12 protein-coding genes are annotated in these 16,386 nt (G+C 44.6%); 4 read left to right on the plus strand and 8 right to left on the minus strand.

Going from position 1 to position 16,386, the window contains the following annotated elements; translation table 11 throughout:
* Nucleotides 1-6 precede the first annotated feature (6 nt).
* The 4 genes from cas3 to AAAT87_RS10185 all read right to left on the minus strand — a co-directional run bounded on the left by cas3 (nucleotide 7) and on the right by AAAT87_RS10185 (nucleotide 5,156).
* On the minus strand, nucleotides 7-2,190 hold the full coding sequence (gene cas3, locus AAAT87_RS10170; protein ID WP_349226344.1) for a CRISPR-associated helicase Cas3': 2,184 nt from the start codon (nucleotides 2,188-2,190) through the stop codon (nucleotides 7-9).
* An 8-nt stretch (nucleotides 2,191-2,198) separates the two neighbouring features.
* Nucleotides 2,199-3,218 carry a helix-turn-helix domain-containing protein gene (locus AAAT87_RS10175; RefSeq protein ID WP_349226345.1) on the minus strand — a complete coding sequence of 340 codons (1,020 nt, stop codon included), beginning with the start codon at nucleotides 3,216-3,218 and terminating at the stop codon, nucleotides 2,199-2,201.
* 211 nt (nucleotides 3,219-3,429) lie between these two features.
* Nucleotides 3,430-4,698 carry an ammonium transporter gene (locus AAAT87_RS10180; protein ID WP_298528832.1) on the minus strand — a complete coding sequence of 423 codons (1,269 nt, stop codon included), beginning with the start codon at nucleotides 4,696-4,698 and terminating at the stop codon, nucleotides 3,430-3,432.
* A 101-nt stretch (nucleotides 4,699-4,799) separates the two neighbouring features.
* Entirely contained in the window at nucleotides 4,800-5,156 is a 357-nt protein-coding gene (locus AAAT87_RS10185) for a P-II family nitrogen regulator (RefSeq protein ID WP_006849503.1), read from the minus strand.
* Nucleotides 5,157-5,610: 454 nt separating this feature from the next.
* On the opposite strand from AAAT87_RS10185, the gene dapF reads away from it, so the two are divergent.
* From dapF to AAAT87_RS10205, 4 genes are all read left to right on the plus strand, one after another.
* Nucleotides 5,611-6,456 (plus strand): diaminopimelate epimerase, encoded by an 846-nt coding sequence (gene dapF, locus AAAT87_RS10190; protein WP_349226346.1) that lies wholly within the window; start codon nucleotides 5,611-5,613, stop codon nucleotides 6,454-6,456.
* 133 nt (nucleotides 6,457-6,589) lie between these two features.
* Nucleotides 6,590-7,822: an LL-diaminopimelate aminotransferase gene (locus AAAT87_RS10195; RefSeq protein WP_153098121.1), complete on the plus strand. Its 1,233-nt coding sequence runs from the start codon at nucleotides 6,590-6,592 to the stop codon at nucleotides 7,820-7,822.
* Between the two features lie 56 nt (nucleotides 7,823-7,878).
* Nucleotides 7,879-10,068 carry a glutamine synthetase III family protein gene (locus AAAT87_RS10200; protein WP_298528824.1) on the plus strand — a complete coding sequence of 730 codons (2,190 nt, stop codon included), beginning with the start codon at nucleotides 7,879-7,881 and terminating at the stop codon, nucleotides 10,066-10,068.
* A gap of 298 nt (nucleotides 10,069-10,366) precedes the next feature.
* Nucleotides 10,367-11,932, plus strand: a complete 1,566-nt coding sequence (locus AAAT87_RS10205; RefSeq protein WP_349226347.1) for an ATP-binding protein — start codon at nucleotides 10,367-10,369, stop codon at nucleotides 11,930-11,932.
* Between the two features lie 592 nt (nucleotides 11,933-12,524).
* Here the strand turns inward: AAAT87_RS10205 and AAAT87_RS10210 are convergent.
* From AAAT87_RS10210 to AAAT87_RS10225, 4 genes are all read right to left on the minus strand, one after another.
* Complete coding sequence (locus tag AAAT87_RS10210; protein WP_349226348.1) at nucleotides 12,525-13,271, minus strand: ZIP family metal transporter; 747 nt, start codon at nucleotides 13,269-13,271, stop codon at nucleotides 12,525-12,527.
* Nucleotides 13,272-13,475: 204 nt separating this feature from the next.
* A complete protein-coding gene (locus AAAT87_RS10215; RefSeq protein WP_349226349.1) occupies nucleotides 13,476-14,165 on the minus strand; it encodes a phosphopyruvate hydratase family protein in 690 nt (229 codons plus the stop codon).
* Between the two features lie 148 nt (nucleotides 14,166-14,313).
* The gene (trxA, locus tag AAAT87_RS10220; protein ID WP_349226350.1) at nucleotides 14,314-14,856 is read right to left on the minus strand and encodes a thioredoxin; all 543 of its coding nucleotides are present in this window, start codon (nucleotides 14,854-14,856) and stop codon (nucleotides 14,314-14,316) included.
* Nucleotides 14,857-14,873: 17 nt separating this feature from the next.
* The gene (locus tag AAAT87_RS10225) at nucleotides 14,874-16,283 is read right to left on the minus strand and encodes a hypothetical protein (RefSeq protein WP_428848574.1); all 1,410 of its coding nucleotides are present in this window, start codon (nucleotides 16,281-16,283) and stop codon (nucleotides 14,874-14,876) included.
* Between the last annotated feature and the right edge of the window lie 103 nt (nucleotides 16,284-16,386).

Consider the following 16,386-nt stretch of genomic DNA (forward strand, 5'->3'; position numbering starts at 1 on the left):
TATATTTTATTGTATTAATACTTCATTTGCCCAATTATTATCGATGCGCAAGCCTATATGTTCATCATACTGCTGTTTATAATCGACAACAAAGAGTCCCTCTTTTTTCTCACTAACGACACCCATATCTAACAAAGTTTTAAAGTCTGTCTTAGTGATATTTACGATATACTTCGACAGTTTCCTTATCAGCATATATGAAGGTCCCTTTTCCAATAGCTGTTGTATAAGCTCGAAACTATTTCTCCAACAGACGATAACATTGATACCATTATCAACTATCATCTGAAACTCTTTTGCTGCAGTAGCAAAACATATTTCCTTAGGATTATAAAGATAATGCTTCATACCCTTTACATCGAAACATTCCTTTCTGCAATATAATTGCTTGAAATATGAAGTCATCGCTTTTGGAGCAAACCAATCCATTTCTGCACTAAGACTTAACCTTGCATTATTTGCAACCTGCATATCTCCTCTAGGAAGATTATGCTCTTTAGACAAAGAAAAGACATAAGTAGTACTTAAGCCATTCTTTCCTTCTCGATTACATCGACCTGCAGCTTGCAATACAGAGTCAAGCCCAGCTTCTTGCCTATATACAACAGGAAAATCCAAATCAACTCCAGCTTCAATCAATTGCGTGGAGACAACACGGATAACTTCATTCGTATCGTCCTTTAGAGCTTTTTTGAGTTTATCTAACGTCTCGCTAATATGTGCTGGACACATCATTTTTGAAAGATGTAATGTAATCCCTTCTTGCGGCAAACGTGCATAGAGTTCTCTAGCATCACGACGTGTATTCACAATACAAAGCACTCTTTTATGCTTGCTCAACATCTCAGCAACCTCATCATACGTTCTTCCTTCGTTATTGATACTTAACTTTACCCTTCGCAACTTGTCATGCAACTTAAACTCACAAGGAATGATTTCTGTAATATGGTCAATTCCTTTGAATACAGCTTTCGGATTACAGCCTTCAATAAGTCCACTTAACACGGGCTGACTTGCCGTAGTGAACAAGAAAGAAACATTGAATAGTTTATGATACGTTTTCAATGAATCCACAACAGGCTGAAGATAGTCCATCGGAAGCGTTTGCACCTCATCTAAGATTATGACACTATTGACTATATTGTGGAGCTTCCTACAAACAGATGGCTTATTGCTAAACATAGATTCAAATAATTGCACATTAGTCGTTACAATTATCGGATAGTCCCAATTTTCTGTCGCCAACTTCATTTTCTCCTGAAGTCTATCGTCTTTAATATGTTCAGGATCCACATTACTATGATGCTCCAAAACATTCTCTTCTCCAAAGATGCTCCGTAGAACTGATGCTGTCTGAACAATGATACTTGTATATGGAATGGCTATAATAATTCTTTTCTGACCATTTCTGATAGCATGCTTCATTGCCCATACCAAAGAAGACAAAGTTTTTCCTCCACCAGTTGGTACCGTCAAACTATAAAACCCGATTTCAGTATCTGACATTTTAATACATTGCTGTTGGACTTGATTTCTTATAGCATTTACATTAGAATTATCTGCTTTAGCTTTCAAATCCTTCAGTTTATTTTCGAGTAAAGGCAACAATTCATATAACGTAGCTTTATTACGTCTTAACATAGAAGATTCTTTATCCATAAAAGCTTCTGTATCAAGAAAGTCAGCATCCACCAAACACGAAAACATCATACGAGCTAAATGATGAAAATCATTAGTTTGAATCTTGAAAGCAGGTACATTTAATTTTTCCTTTCCTATATTGATATTAACTTCTGCTGGAATATCCTGATTAAGAATTCCTTCTATCTCATCATAATCATGTAAGCCTGTATGATGAGACACTATTTGATTAACGAAGAAAATATCAGCAGATTTACCATAAAGTTTCCGTGCCAAAACTCCACCAATAAATGCATGGTTATAATTACCACAAACTTTAATATCAGGCTCATATCCACTCTCTTTTTTAATATGCTGCTGAAAAGCATGTGATTCCTTACCCTTGTCATGAAGCTGCCCCAAAACTTTCCCCCATTCACTCATACCAAATTCACCAGCGAAACGAGAAGCAAGCCTAGTTACACCAACAGAATGTTCCTCATTAGATTGTATAATCCAACGCCCTACATTATCTTGATATATATGTGATATTAATTCTGCCATTTTCATTTTTACTTTTATAATTTTCTTGTTCTAGCTTCCATTCTCCTCTCTCTTCCTATTGTCTCTGGAAATTCATATTTACCCCAACCAACTTCCAGCCTGTTCTTCTTGATTTTTTCATCAAACCACCAGTCGTAGTGTTCACGGGAAATCATGCGGATATCCCAGGCTGCATGTACTTGGGCGGCTATCGATATGCCATATACTTCCCTGAGGTCTATCATTTCTTCAAGCATAAGCTCATCTCGCTTTTCACTTCCCATTTCCTCGATTAAAGCCTGCTTGGTAAAGAGAAAAAAGCCAGCAAACTTATTACAGCGCTTCTCTACGTCTAACTCTGCACTTGCAGGAAAGGTAAGAAGCAGATGAGCTAACTCATGCGCTGCAGTAAAACGGAGACGTTCTATTGTTGTTTTCTCCGGACGCATATCGAGAACAATCAGGGGATGCCTCTTATCTGCCCATGTACTCATACCCCATACGTTATCAGGCAATTCTGTTGATAAAATCTTAATGCCTTTTCGCTCTAATAATCGAAGAACGCTGGAAATCGGTCCATCACCACTATGCCATCGTTTTCTCAAAAGGTCGGCAGCATGTATTGCATCCTCTAGGGTAGAAACCTTAGTTCCTTTGATAGGATTCTTAAAAAGGATGTTTTTAAAGTATTTCTCTTCATGAGAGCTAGACTGACAATATATCAAACACTCCTTGGCTAGATACTGCTCTGCCCAAAAAGAGAGTTTCGCTTCCAGGGCTTGCAATTCGTCTTCGGATAACTTACCATTGGAGGTGGTACGGAGCATCGGAACATCTATCTTGATATTGGTACCATCGAAATATGCCTCGCTGATATTGAGGGCTTTGGCTATGGCTTGCAGGGCATCACGCTTGGGGCGCATAATGCCTTTCTCATAACGGGATATGCTCTGCTTGGTGATGGCTCCGTTGGTCCGCTCTACGAGTTTATCCATACTGAGTCCCATCATCAGGCGCGCTTCCCGCAATCTTATTGAAAATGAGTTATTAGTCATAATTGTCAGCTCTTTAATTTGTTGACAAATATAATAAAAAGAATTGATTCTGTAACTAAGGGTTTATAAGATTTAACACAAAAAAGCAGGCAAATGATAAAATAACAAGAAGAATTTAGGCAAAATCAGGTTTACACATTATTATAATAGGAAACACCTTGACCATACAAAACATACAGTCAAGATGTTATACATATATTCATTCTCTATCTTAGTTGCTATAAGCACTCTCACCATGCTCGTAGATGTCGAGACCTTCCTCCTCTACTCGCTTGTCAACACGTACACCTACTGTCTTATCTACTACCTTGAAGATAATATAGGTAACTACGATGCTGTAGATGATGCTTACCACGGTGGCTACCACCTGAATCCAAAGCTGATGCCAGTCGCCATAGAGAGCACCCTGCACACCCTCGGCTCCAGTTACGTATCTTGTAGCGAAGACACCGGTGAGGACAGATCCCAGGATACCGCCCATACCATGCACACCAAAGGCATCGAGGGCATCATCATACTTGAACTTCTCCTTCACTACGGCTACCATGAAGAAGCAGACGATGGTGGAAATGATACCGATGCAGAAGGCACCTAAAATATCCGTACTACCGGCCGCAGGAGTGATGGCTACCAATCCGGCTACGGCACCTGTACAAGCACCCACCGTGGTTGGCTTCTTGTTGACAATCCAGTCGATGAGCATCCAGGTGGTGGCTGCTGCAGCTGTTGCGATATGGGTTACCAGGAAGGCATTGGCTGCCAGACCATCAGCTGCCAATCCGCTACCGGCATTGAAGCCGAACCATCCCAGCCAGAGGAATGACATACCCATAAACACGAAAGTGATGTTGTGAGGTGTGATAGGATGACCCGCACGATAATCATCACGCTTGCCGACACAGAGTGCCATGACCAAAGCAGCCACACCAGCATTGATATGTACTACGGTACCACCCGCAAAGTCGATGGCTCCCATCTCCTGCAGGAAACCGCCGCCCCATACCCAGTGGGCCATAGGGAGATAGGCGATGATGACCCAGAGAACGGTGAAAAGTACATAACCGCTGAACTTGACACGCTCGGCGAATGCACCGAGAATCAGGGCTGGAGTGATGAGGGAAAACATGCACTGGAACATCACGAAAGTGAGCTCTGGAATACCCGTTGGCATGATGGCATCCAAGCCGATACCGTGGAGGAAGCACTTATCGAAACCTCCAATAATGCAAGCCAAAGAGTTGCCGCTATCCGCATATTCTGTAGAGAAAGCCCAGGAATATCCGAAGGCCACCCATATCAAACTGACTACTGCCACGATGAATACCGTCTGCATCAGGATGCTGAGGATATTCTTCTGGCGCACCAGACCACCGTAAAAAAGTGCAATACCTGGGATTGACATCAAGAGCACCAAGATGGTTGCCATGATCATCCACGCTGTGTTACCCGTATCAAGAGTTGTCAACAATAAACTGCTCATATATATATCTTATAGTTAAATTAGAATACTAAATAATATTTATTAAAGATAAGTAAGAATGCCTAATTCAACATTCAACACTTAACATTCAACATTTTAAATTATTCCTCTTTCTCTGCATTATACAATGCGATATCACCTCGTTCGCCGGTTCTGATTCTGACGGTATCCAGTACAGGAATCACGAAAATTCTGCCATCTCCCACTTCGCCAGTCTGTGCAGCTCCCTGGATGGCAGCGATGGTTGGCTCCACATTCTTATCACGAACCACAATATTCAAAAGTACACGTTCGATGCTGCTGGTATCGTACATCACACCACGATAAATGCGAGCCTGGCGCATCTTTCCCTCACCTCTTACATTATAATAAGAGAACCACTCGATGTCGGCAGCCAAAAGTGCCTTCTTGACATCCTCGAATCTAGACTTGCGGATAATTGCCTCAATCTTCTTCATAATCCTTTAATAATTAATAATGTGTAATACCTTTATTGATTGTCTCTATTGAAAACGGACCATCTTCGAATGTCACTCAAACCAAGTCATTCTTTACATTATGTTCGTTTTCGGATGCAAAATTAATACATTTTATCAGCATTTTAAAGCAATCAAAAACTTTTCGTTGCTACTCTTTCACGATTATTTTAAATTTATCCAGTCATATCGCATTCTCCTTACAATTTGCAAGTAATCCAGCCTTTCTTCATTACAAATTGAAAGAATACTAAAATTTATATTCATTTCTTGTATGTTTTTTCTTGTCTATTCCAACAAAAAGTCGTACCTTTGCAACCGAAATCAAACAAATAGTCATCGAAAACATTCGAAAGACTATCAAAAAGTCAAGCCTCACAAGAGGCAAGACGTGAGAGATAAAAGAAGAGTATTCAAACTTAAAGGACAACGCAATATGAAAGAAACAGTTCATTTTACCAAGATGCATGGGGCGGGCAATGACTACATCTATGTAGATACCCAGCTGTACGACATCCCAAACCCCGGAAAGGCAGCCATTGCCTGGAGTGCTTATCACACGGGCATAGGAAGCGACGGACTGGTTCTCATCGGAAAGCCGCAGAATGGCAGAAGAGCCGACTACTCGATGCGCATCTTCAACGCCGATGGTTCAGAAGCGATGATGTGCGGCAATGCAAGCCGATGCATCGGAAAATATCTTTATGAAAAAGGATTGACCCGAAAGGAAACCATCCGACTGGAGACGCTATCGGGCATCAAGATATTGAGATTGCATCTTCAGGATAACAAGAAGGTTGTAGATTCTGTGACTGTGGATATGCTGAAGCCGAGACTGGAAAATCCACAGCAATTCAGAGGTCCTTCGGTACTCGAAGCCGATGGCAGAATCTTCGAAGGCACCTACGTCTGCATGGGTAATCCGCATTTCGTAACCTTTGTGGATGATATCGACACCATCGACATCGCCCACTATGGCAAGATTCTAGAAAGAGACGAAGCCTTTCCTCAACGATGCAACATCGAGTTCGCACAAATTACAGACACTGACATTATAAGGACACGAGTTTGGGAAAGGGGAAGCGGTATCACGATGGCTTGTGGTACAGGAGCCTGTGCCACAGCTGTAGCCGCAGCCCTGACCAAGCGTGCCGGTAGAAAGAGCAGTATCGTAATGGATGGCGGAACGCTGGAAATAGAATACAGCGAGGCAGACGACCATGTCTATATGACGGGACCTGCCGCCTTCGTCTTCGAAGGAGAGATTGAGTTGGAATGTTGAGTGTTGAATGTTGAATGTTGAATTTAGCTGCACCCACAAAGTCAACATTCAACACTCAACATTAAAATAAAAAAGAACGCAAACTTAAATAACAAAGGTTGATAAAAAGACCGCAATAAAGGAGAACAAAAATATGGCATTAGTTAATGAACATTTCCTGAAGTTGGCTAGCAATTACTTGTTTGCCGACATCGCAAAGAAGGTAAACGCGTACAAGATTGCCCACCCGAAACAACGAGTTATCAGTCTGGGCATCGGTGATGTAACCCAGCCCCTCTGCCCTGCCGTCATCAAGGCGATGCACAAGGCAGTGGATGAGATGGCCGTGCAGGCTTCCTTCCGAGGCTACGGTCCGGAACGAGGCTACGACTTCCTCCGTGAGGCTATCATCAAGAACGACTTCCTGCCTCGCGGCATTCATCTGGATGCCAACGAGGTATTCGTAAACGACGGAGCCAAGAGCGACACAGGAAATATCCAGGAGATTTTGAGATGGGATAACAACATCGGTGTCACTGACCCGATTTATCCTGTATATATCGACTCTAACGTGATGATTGGCAGAGCGGGAGTCTTTGAGAATGGCAAGTGGAGCAACGTAACCTACATGCCATGTGATGAGAGCGACGACTTCATCCCTCAGATTCCAGACCACCGTGTGGATATGATTTATCTCTGTTATCCAAATAACCCAACAGGTACGGTCATCTCGAAGGAAGAACTCAGAAAATGGGTGAACTACGCTATCAAGAACGAGAGCATCATCCTATACGATGCTGCCTACGAGGCATACATCACCGACCCGGAAATTCCTCATTCTATCTACGAGATTCGTGGAGCCAGAAAGGTGGCCATCGAATTCCACAGTTATTCCAAGACTGCCGGATTCACCGGTGTGCGTTGTGGTTACACCATCGTTCCTAAAGAGTTGAAGGCAAAGACATTGACCGGTGAGGAAGTGGCATTGAATCCGATCTGGGACCGCCGCCAGTGCACCAAGTTCAATGGTACAAGCTATATCAGCCAGCGTGCTGCCGAAGCCATCTACACCCCTGAGGGTAAGGAACAGGTGAAGGCAACCATCAATTACTATATGGAGAACGCCCACTTTATGAGAGCGGAACTTCAGAAACTCGGACTGAGAGTATATGGTGGCGAGAATGCTCCATATCTCTGGGTGAAGACTCCTAACGATACACCAAGCTGGAAATTCTTCGAAGAGATGCTTTATGGTGCCAGCGTAGTCTGCACCCCAGGTGTCGGCTTCGGTCCTTCGGGCGAAGGCTACATCCGTCTTACCGCCTTCGGTGAGCACGAAGACTGCAAGGAGGCTATGGAGAGAATCGCCAAATGGCTGGGAAAATAAACATTCCAACAGATTATAAAAACATTGAAAATCAGAAATTTTAAATTATATAAGGTATGAGCAACTTAAGATTTGAAGCTGTTTCAGAGGCTTCCAAAAGAAAGCCTGTTGAGGTAACCGCTCCTAGTGAGCGACCAAGTGAATTCTTCGGAAAGAAGGTATTCAACCGACAGAAGATGTACAAGTATCTCCCTGCAGATGTCTATGAGAAACTGGTAGATGTCATCGACAACGGAGCTCGTCTCGACCGTAACATCGCCAACGCCGTAGCCAAAGGCATCAAGCAGTGGGCTGACGAGAATGGCGTAACCCACTACACCCACTGGTTCCAGCCACTGACAGAAGGTACTGCCGAGAAGCACGATGCCTTCATCGAGCATGATGGCAAGGGTGGTATGATCGAGGAATTTTCAGGTAAGTTGCTCGTTCAGCAGGAGCCTGATGCTTCTTCATTCCCTTCTGGCGGTATCCGCTCTACCTTCGAGGCACGCGGTTATTCTGCATGGGATCCAACATCGCCTGTATTCATCATCGATGATACACTCTGTATCCCTACCGTCTTCATCTCTTACACCGGTGAGGCACTCGACTATAAAGCTCCATTGCTCCGTTCATTGCACGCTGTAAACGTAGCAGCTACAGAGGTTTGCCACTACTTCAACCCTGATGTCAAGAAAGTTATTTCCAATCTCGGTTGGGAGCAGGAGTACTTCCTGGTAGATGAGAGCTTGTATGCTGCACGTCCTGACCTGATGTTGACAGGTCGCACCCTGATGGGTCACGATTCGGCAAAGAACCAGCAGATGGACGACCACTACTTCGGCGCCATCCCTGAGCGTGTTCAGGCATTCATGAAGGATTTGGAAATCCAGGCTCTCGAGCTCGGTATTCCTTGCAAGACCCGTCATAACGAGGTGGCACCAAACCAGTTTGAGTTGGCACCTATCTTCGAGGAGACCAACCTTGCCGTTGACCACAACATGCTCCTGATGAGCTTGATGAAGAAGGTGGCTCGCCATCACGGTTTCCGCGTACTTCTCCATGAGAAGCCATTCGCAGGCATCAACGGTTCCGGTAAACACAACAACTGGAGTCTCTCTACAGATACAGGCATCCTGCTTCATGGTCCTGGCAAGACACCAGAGGATAACCTCCGCTTCGTAGTCTTCATCACAGAGACTTTGATGGGTGTATATAAGCACAATGGCTTGCTCAAGGCTTCTATCATGAGCGCTACCAATGCTCATCGTCTGGGCGCCAACGAGGCACCTCCAGCAATCATCTCTTCATTCCTCGGCAAGCAGTTGACCGACCTTCTCGAGCACATTGAGAAAGCCGACAAGAAGGATCTCTTCACCGTGGCAGGCAAGCAGGGTATGAAGTTGGATATCCCTGAGATTCCAGAGTTGATGATTGATAACACCGACCGTAACCGTACTTCACCATTCGCCTTCACCGGTAACCGTTTCGAGTTCCGTGCCGTAGGTTCTGAGGCAAACTGTGCTTCAGCGATGATCGTATTGAACACCGCCGTAGCCGAGGCTTTGACCGACTTCAAGAAGCGTGTGGATGAGTTGATTGCCAAGGGTGAGGATAAGACATCTGCCATCATCGATATCGTTCGTCAGGATTTGAAGACCTGCAAGCCTATCCGTTTCGACGGCAATGGTTACTCAGATGAGTGGGTAGAGGAAGCTGCCAAGCGTGGTCTGGACTGCGAGAAGAGCTGTCCAAAGATCTTCGAGCGTTATCTCGACCCTGCATCTATCAAGATGTTCGAGGATATGGGTGTCATGAAGAAGAACGAGTTGGAAGCCCGCAACGAGGTGAAATGGGAGACCTACACCAAGAAGATTCAGATTGAGGCCCGTGTAATGGGCGACTTGAGCATGAACCACATCATCCCTGTGGCTACTCACTATCAGAGTCAGTTGGCCAAGAATGTGGAGAACATGATTGACATCTTCGGTGACGAGGAAGGCAAGAAGTTGACAGCCCGCAACATCAATATCATCAAGAAGATTGCCGAGCGCACTCAGATTATCGAGACCGGTGTTGAGGAGTTGGTAAATGCCCGCAAGGTAGCCAACAAGATTGAGAGCGAGCACGACAAGGCTATTGCTTATCATGACACAGTAGCTCCAAAGATGGAGGAGATCCGTTATCAGATTGACAAGTTGGAGTTGACTGTTGCCGATGAGCTCTGGACATTGCCTAAGTATCGTGAGCTTCTCTTCATCCGATAACAAGCAATTTTCTGGTTTAATTATAAGTTGTAGTTTTCGTTTAAGAAAAAGAAAACGCAAAAGCTCTAAAAGAGCTACTCTTCATCAGATATAACAAAGAACGATCAATCTATTTCTTTTATTGGTTGTTTAAGTTTGCGCGGAGTGTGGTTGTGAAATCACGCTCCGCTTTTTTATTTATCTAAACCAGGCTACCTAGAATGCAATAATCGTTGCAGAATAAATATTTGCATTTATGCTTGGCTAATTCAGATTTTCTTCGTACCTTAGCAGCGCAAAACGTAAAGTGCGTAAGAATATGGCAAAAATAGTAAATAAATATCCTGTAGGAATTCAGACCTTTGAAGATATCCGCGAGAAAGGGTATCTCTATATAGATAAGACCAAATACATCGTGGATTTTAGAGAAAAAGGGATGAAATTTGTTTTTCTGAGTCGCCCAAGACGATTCGGCAAATCGCTTTTTGCCTCTACCCTCCAAGCCTATTTCGAGGGAAGAAAGGAACTTTTCGAGGGATTAGCCATTGCAGATTATGAAAAGGATTGGGTGAAGCATCCTGTATTTCATTTCGACTTGAGCGGTGCCAAGCACATGAGTGTGGAGCAGCTGGAAAGATACTTGGCAGATATGCTTGAAGAGCAGGAGACTATCTGGGGGTATAAGACTCATCAGGTGGATGCAAACCTCCGCCTAAAAGACCTAGTGAAGAAAGCTTACGAGAAGACGGGCGAAAAGGCTGTAGTCATCATCGATGAATACGATGCCCCTTTGCTGGACGTAGTGCATGAAAAAGAGAACCTGCAACCGCTCCGCCGCATCATGCAGAACTTCTATAGTCCTCTGAAGATGCTCGATCCATACCTGGAGTTCACCTTCATCACTGGTATCACCAAGTTCTCGCAGCTCAGCATTTTCAGCGAACTCAACAACCTCGACAATATCAGTCTGTTCGACCAGTATTCAGCCATCTGCGGCATCAGCAAGACAGAACTTACCACGCAGATGAAACCGGACATCGAGGCTATGGGGGAAGCACTGAATATGACGTATGAGGAGTGTCTGAAAGAGCTGACACAATTCTACGACGGTTATCATTTCAGCAAGAATTCTGAAGATATTTTTAATCCGTTCAGTTTGGTGAAGGCATTGAATGCACGGGATATTGCTCCTTATTGGTTTGGTTCCGGCACGCCGTCCTTCCTCTTGAAACTTCTTGATAAGTATCATGTCAATCTTTCTACATTGGAAAGTCAGGAGGCGGTATTGAGTTCCTTCGACCAATCTACAGAAGAAATGACAGATGCCTTGCCATTGCTTTACCAGAGTGGCTATCTGACCATCAAGAAATATGAGCCGATGTTTCAGGAATATACCCTGGGCATCCCAAACAAAGAGGTACGCGACGGACTGCTCAATTCATTGATTGCCCATTATGTGAATCCTCGCCGTTCTGACAACAATGCCTTCCTTTTGGGGGTCTGCAAGGCGGTTTACCGGAATGATATCGAGGCGGCACTGGAACACATGCGCACCTATATGGCTACGATACCATACGATCTGGAGAATCACAGCGAGAAGCATTATCAGACTATCTTCTATCTGATGTTCAGTTTCCTCAACATCTATATCCGTACGGAAGTGAAGAGCGCCATCGGCAGGGCTGATGCTGTAATGCACATGCCAGATACGATATACGTCTTCGAACTGAAGGTAGATAAGAGTGCAGAAGAAGCTTTGGCTCAGATAGACGAAAAAGACTACATGTTGCCTTATCATTCTGAAGGTAAGCGACTGGTTAAAATCGGTATCAGCTTCGACAGTACCCAGAGAACTATCAGAGATTGGAAAATCAAGGAAGAATAAAGAGTGCGTACCACATTACTACTGTCGCCGAGGAGGGCTGAAGCTGAACTTTAGCGTTTCACTCTTTTTATAAGCAGCGCATGCTAAAGAATATAAAGAAATATGTATCAATGGGTTATATAGGATTTAAAAGATTCATAAAACGCTATTTTTACCCTATTTTCAGTGTTCAGAGTTCAGTATTCAGCCTGATGTTCAGCCTCATGAGACATAGAGTAAACAAGTACTTGCAATCTTAAGTTACTGAATGGTGAACAGCGGGGTGAACACTTACCCAAAGTATTACCTTTTCGGCTTCGGGGTGAACCCTAGTAAAAAGAACTTTGTATATACAGCGCATGTTAGAAATATAAAATTGCCAAGTGTTCACCCTCACTCTTATTTAGAGAACGTTGCAAACAACAGCAAGCCCCTGCAGAATACCGCCCCCGACCTGCCCTTCTAGGGGTGGGTAGGGTAAGTCTGGCATAAACAAGATAGTTACGATAGCTAAGTATCATGGTTACGATGGCTAAGTATCATACTTATGATATGCATGAGTTGGGCTTCAATTTTCTGTACCCTCTGCTACATGCTGCTCATCAGAATCTGACTACACATATTTCTCCATCAGCACAAAGGTGATGAAGCCCAGGAGAAGGGCGTAGGTGGCTTGCTTCTGAAAACCATGGGCATGGGTTTCGGGAATCATCTCATCGCTCGTTACATAAAGCATGGCTCCACCGGCAAAACCCAGCATCACGGGGAGGAAGGTAGAAGAGGCTGAACCCAAAGCGAAACCTAACAGGATGCCTGCCACTTCGAGCAGGGCGATGAAAATGGAGATGAAGAAGGTGCGAGCAGCAGAAACGCCTGCCATCATCAAAGGAGCGATAATCACCATTCCCTCGGGGATGTTCTGCAGGGCGATGCCGAAGGAAACGCCCCACTCCGTTGCGCCTTCTGATGAACAGACACTCACTCCAGCCGCCATGCCTTCGGGCAGTTTGTGCAGGGCTATCGCCATCACGAAGAGCATCACATAGCTGAGTCGGGCATTGTTGCGATGCTCCTCGGGGTCGAGTCCCGTGATATGATGAAGATGGGGAGTCACCAGATCGAGCACATTCAAAAACAGGGCACCTGCCATTACGCCAATCACTACCAGCCACCAAAGACTGGTCTGTTCGAAGGCTGGCACTATCAGTCCTAGCGTAGAAGCCGCCAACATGATTCCGGCACAATATCCCAATACGGCGTCGTTCCATTTATGAGGCAACTCCTTGACGAAGAATCCCAGGATGGCACCTATAATGGTGGCACCGCACAGTCCGGCAGCACTTATCAATACGTTTGTCATTGTTATTTTGCTTTTTATCTTAATCCGTAAAATATATCGAAGTTATCCTATTAAATATGTAAGATGCAGATATATGATAGAAGATAAAACGCCTAGACAACCCTCACGGTCATCCATGCCCATCTATTTTCGTATCTGATCTATTCTATTTAATAGTGTTCTGTCATGGTGAAATTGATGCACTTCAATTTCGTATATTCATTCCTATTTCAATTTCTTATAACCGTAAGCTGCATTATTGCCCAACTGCTCTTCGATGCGGATAAGCTGGTTGTACTTAGCCATACAGTCGGTACGGCGCATAGAACCCGTCTTAATCTGACCAGAGTTTGTTGCTACGGCAATATCGGCAATCGTAGTGTCCTCGGTTTCACCAGAACGATGGGAAGTAACGGTGGTGTAACCATGACGGTGAGCCATCTCGATAGCATCCAGTGTCTCGGTAAGAGAACCAATCTGGTTCACCTTGATGAGGATAGAGTTAGCAGCACCCATCTTGATACCCTTTTCCAGGAACTTGATCTGCTCAGCAGCAGCATGAGCCACAGCCAGAGAAACACCGAGGATGGCATTGGCACCCAGATTTGACTTGGTCTTGGTACCGTCGAGTTCCAACATCTTATAATCGATGGCACGCTGCTCCAAGGCTGAAAAACCTACCAAAGCAGGAGCAATTACCTGATTTACATTCTCCACAGCCTTCAAGACGCCCTTGCCGCCATAGCGGCTCTTGTCGCCATCACGAAGTTCCAAAGCTTCGTTCTCGCCAGTAGATGCACCAGAAGGAACCGATGCACGACCAATGATACCTGACTTCAAAGAAACTTCAACCTCTACAGTAGGGTTGCCACGAGAATCCAAGATTTCTCTTGCATGAACATTTTCGATAATCATAATACCATAATACTTTTAATTACATTAAACATTTTTTCCGAGTGCAAATTTAGATATTATCTGATAAACCACCAAATTTCGGGCATCATCAAAACTAGATATTTGCCAAGAAATACCTACTTATAAGTATGCAGTAAATCACCATTTATCACTTCCCCATCATTTTTCCGATGATTTCCTCGAAATCTTCCTTCTGCATAGAACCCATCTGTATAGTAGGATTACCTTTCATCGGGATGAAGAGGAAGGTAGGGATGCTGCGGATGCCGAAGACGGAAGCCAGTTCGGGTTCCTGGTCGATATCCACCTTATAGAAATCTATCTTGCCGGCATATTTCCCGGCAAGAGATTCTACCAGGGGAGCCATCATCTTGCAAGGTCCACACCAGGTGGTATAGAAATCGATAATGGCAGGACGGGAGCCTGCAAACACCCACTCTTCGGGATGAGACTCGTAATCCATAATCTTCTTCCTGAAATCGGAAGCCGTAAGCACCTGCACCTTACCAGCAGAAGCAGACTGATTATTACTGCCAGCTACAGACTGATCTGCCTTCTCTGCCCCAGCCTTACTCTCTGATTCAACACGAGAAGGTAGCCCCTTTGAGCTGCCTTCCTGTTTCTTGTTATTTTGCGAACATCCCATAACGGCTAAAGCCATCATGGCATATAAACAAACATTTTTCTTCATCTAATCATTCTTTAAAATCAATAAGCCAAATCGATTGCAACAGGATATACTCGATATGGGTCGAAGTATTCCGCACAACTGTTCACCATTGCCTGCAAATCTGCCTTGGCAATACCGTGGAATACCTGCTTGCCATTTACCATGATGGTTACAGGCTCATTGAGGTTGACCAACTGGTCATTGAGATAAACTCTCAACTTACCACCAGTGGCAGGAGAATAGCTGCGATTGAACTTCAGATCGATGCCCCACTGCTTATCCTTCAAGATAGTGGTGTAATCCACATTGCTCACCTTGATGGAAACCACGTTCTTGTCGATATCCATCTCGTAGTAGGTTCTAGACTCTGATGGGCGAGTCAGCACCTGCAGGTTGTAGAAACCGGAACGATGTCTGCCATCCATCTCGAAATCCTCCCAGAGCACGGTCTTAGGATATGGATTGCGCACAAACTGCTTGAGCCAAGGAGTAGTCAGACCATAGGTGATATGATGCTGCATACCCGGCAAGAGCTGGATGCGATGACGGAAGATAGGAGTCTTATCTACAGACAATGGGCGAGCCAACTGCGCAGAATCGAAAGCCACCTGGGTGTACCAGGTCAGGTCGTTGCGATAGAAACCGGTATCATCAGCCCCCGTGAGGAAAGAGAATCCGATATTGGCACAGTTTTCCACAGGCGCATTCTTCAAAGGTTCACCACCAGCCATCGGACCCGCTGCAGCCCAATAGTCGGCATAGAAGGAAGCAAGACGCTGACTGCCATAACCACCTTCGCTGATACCGAATACATAGAGACGGTTGGCATCCACCTCACCCTTTACCAGATTCTGGCGAATCAACTTCTCGAAAGCATACTGCTTGGAAAGATGCCACCAGCGATAATATTCACCCTCGTTAGGAATCTGAGGAATGAAATAGATGGAAGGAGAATCCTGGAAGCTCAGACCGAGCTTGATTCCATTCGACCACTCATGGTCCTTAGGTCCCGATCCGTGAACATACAGGAAGAGAGGGAACTTACCATCGGCAGCTACTCCCTTCTTACCATAATAATAAGGCATCACCGCATTTGGTTCCAGACACTGAGGCAGATTCCAGGAGCTGCTTTTTGCCAATGTCAGATCTTCTGGTTCTATGAGCTTTTCTTCCTGCAGGTTCTTGTTGGCATCGCACCAGGCTGTCCATACCATCTTCTGGTAGTTGGCAATATCCTTGCCGTCGATAGCAGCCTGGAGCTTGGTGTCAAGAGGTGTGTTTTTAGAGAATTCCGCCTTACCGTCTTTCTCTAATGCTTTCTGCTGTGCTTTGAGTGACTGCAGAAAGTAGGCATTCACCTTTTTCTGCAATCCCTGTGACTGCGCCATAGTCTGGGTTGAGTAGCTTAGTGAGGCTAGCGCCATCACCATGTAAATCATTTTTTTCATTTCGTACTATATATTTATTTAATTACTGACCCCACTTTAAAAAGGAGCATATTTTGAATCCAGTCTGACCAGTGTGGTCATTCTGAGTGAAACATAGCAATCG

Origin of the sequence: Segatella sinensis (assembly GCF_040095255.1) — a bacterium.
In the GTDB taxonomy this organism is placed as follows: Bacteria; Bacteroidota; Bacteroidia; order Bacteroidales; family Bacteroidaceae; genus Prevotella; species Prevotella sinensis.

What these genes read in the sequence shown, in the direction of transcription:
- AAAT87_RS10180 (WP_298528832.1), bottom strand. Translation starts at nt 4,698, where the DNA reads ATGAGCAGTTTATTGTTGACAACTCTTGATACGGGTAACACAGCGTGG.
- AAAT87_RS10200 (WP_298528824.1), top strand. Translation starts at nt 7,879, where the DNA reads ATGAGCAACTTAAGATTTGAAGCTGTTTCAGAGGCTTCCAAAAGAAAG.
- AAAT87_RS10215 (WP_349226349.1), bottom strand. Translation starts at nt 14,165, where the DNA reads ATGATTATCGAAAATGTTCATGCAAGAGAAATCTTGGATTCTCGTGGC.
- dapF (WP_349226346.1), top strand. Translation starts at nt 5,611, where the DNA reads ATGAAAGAAACAGTTCATTTTACCAAGATGCATGGGGCGGGCAATGAC.
- AAAT87_RS10195 (WP_153098121.1), top strand. Translation starts at nt 6,590, where the DNA reads ATGGCATTAGTTAATGAACATTTCCTGAAGTTGGCTAGCAATTACTTG.
- AAAT87_RS10185 (WP_006849503.1), bottom strand. Translation starts at nt 5,156, where the DNA reads ATGAAGAAGATTGAGGCAATTATCCGCAAGTCTAGATTCGAGGATGTC.
- AAAT87_RS10210 (WP_349226348.1), bottom strand. Translation starts at nt 13,271, where the DNA reads ATGACAAACGTATTGATAAGTGCTGCCGGACTGTGCGGTGCCACCATT.
- AAAT87_RS10175 (WP_349226345.1), bottom strand. Translation starts at nt 3,218, where the DNA reads ATGACTAATAACTCATTTTCAATAAGATTGCGGGAAGCGCGCCTGATG.
- cas3 (WP_349226344.1), bottom strand. Translation starts at nt 2,190, where the DNA reads ATGAAAATGGCAGAATTAATATCACATATATATCAAGATAATGTAGGG.
- trxA (WP_349226350.1), bottom strand. Translation starts at nt 14,856, where the DNA reads ATGAAGAAAAATGTTTGTTTATATGCCATGATGGCTTTAGCCGTTATG.
- AAAT87_RS10205 (WP_349226347.1), top strand. Translation starts at nt 10,367, where the DNA reads ATGGCAAAAATAGTAAATAAATATCCTGTAGGAATTCAGACCTTTGAA.
- AAAT87_RS10225 (WP_428848574.1), bottom strand. Translation starts at nt 16,283, where the DNA reads ATGAAAAAAATGATTTACATGGTGATGGCGCTAGCCTCACTAAGCTAC.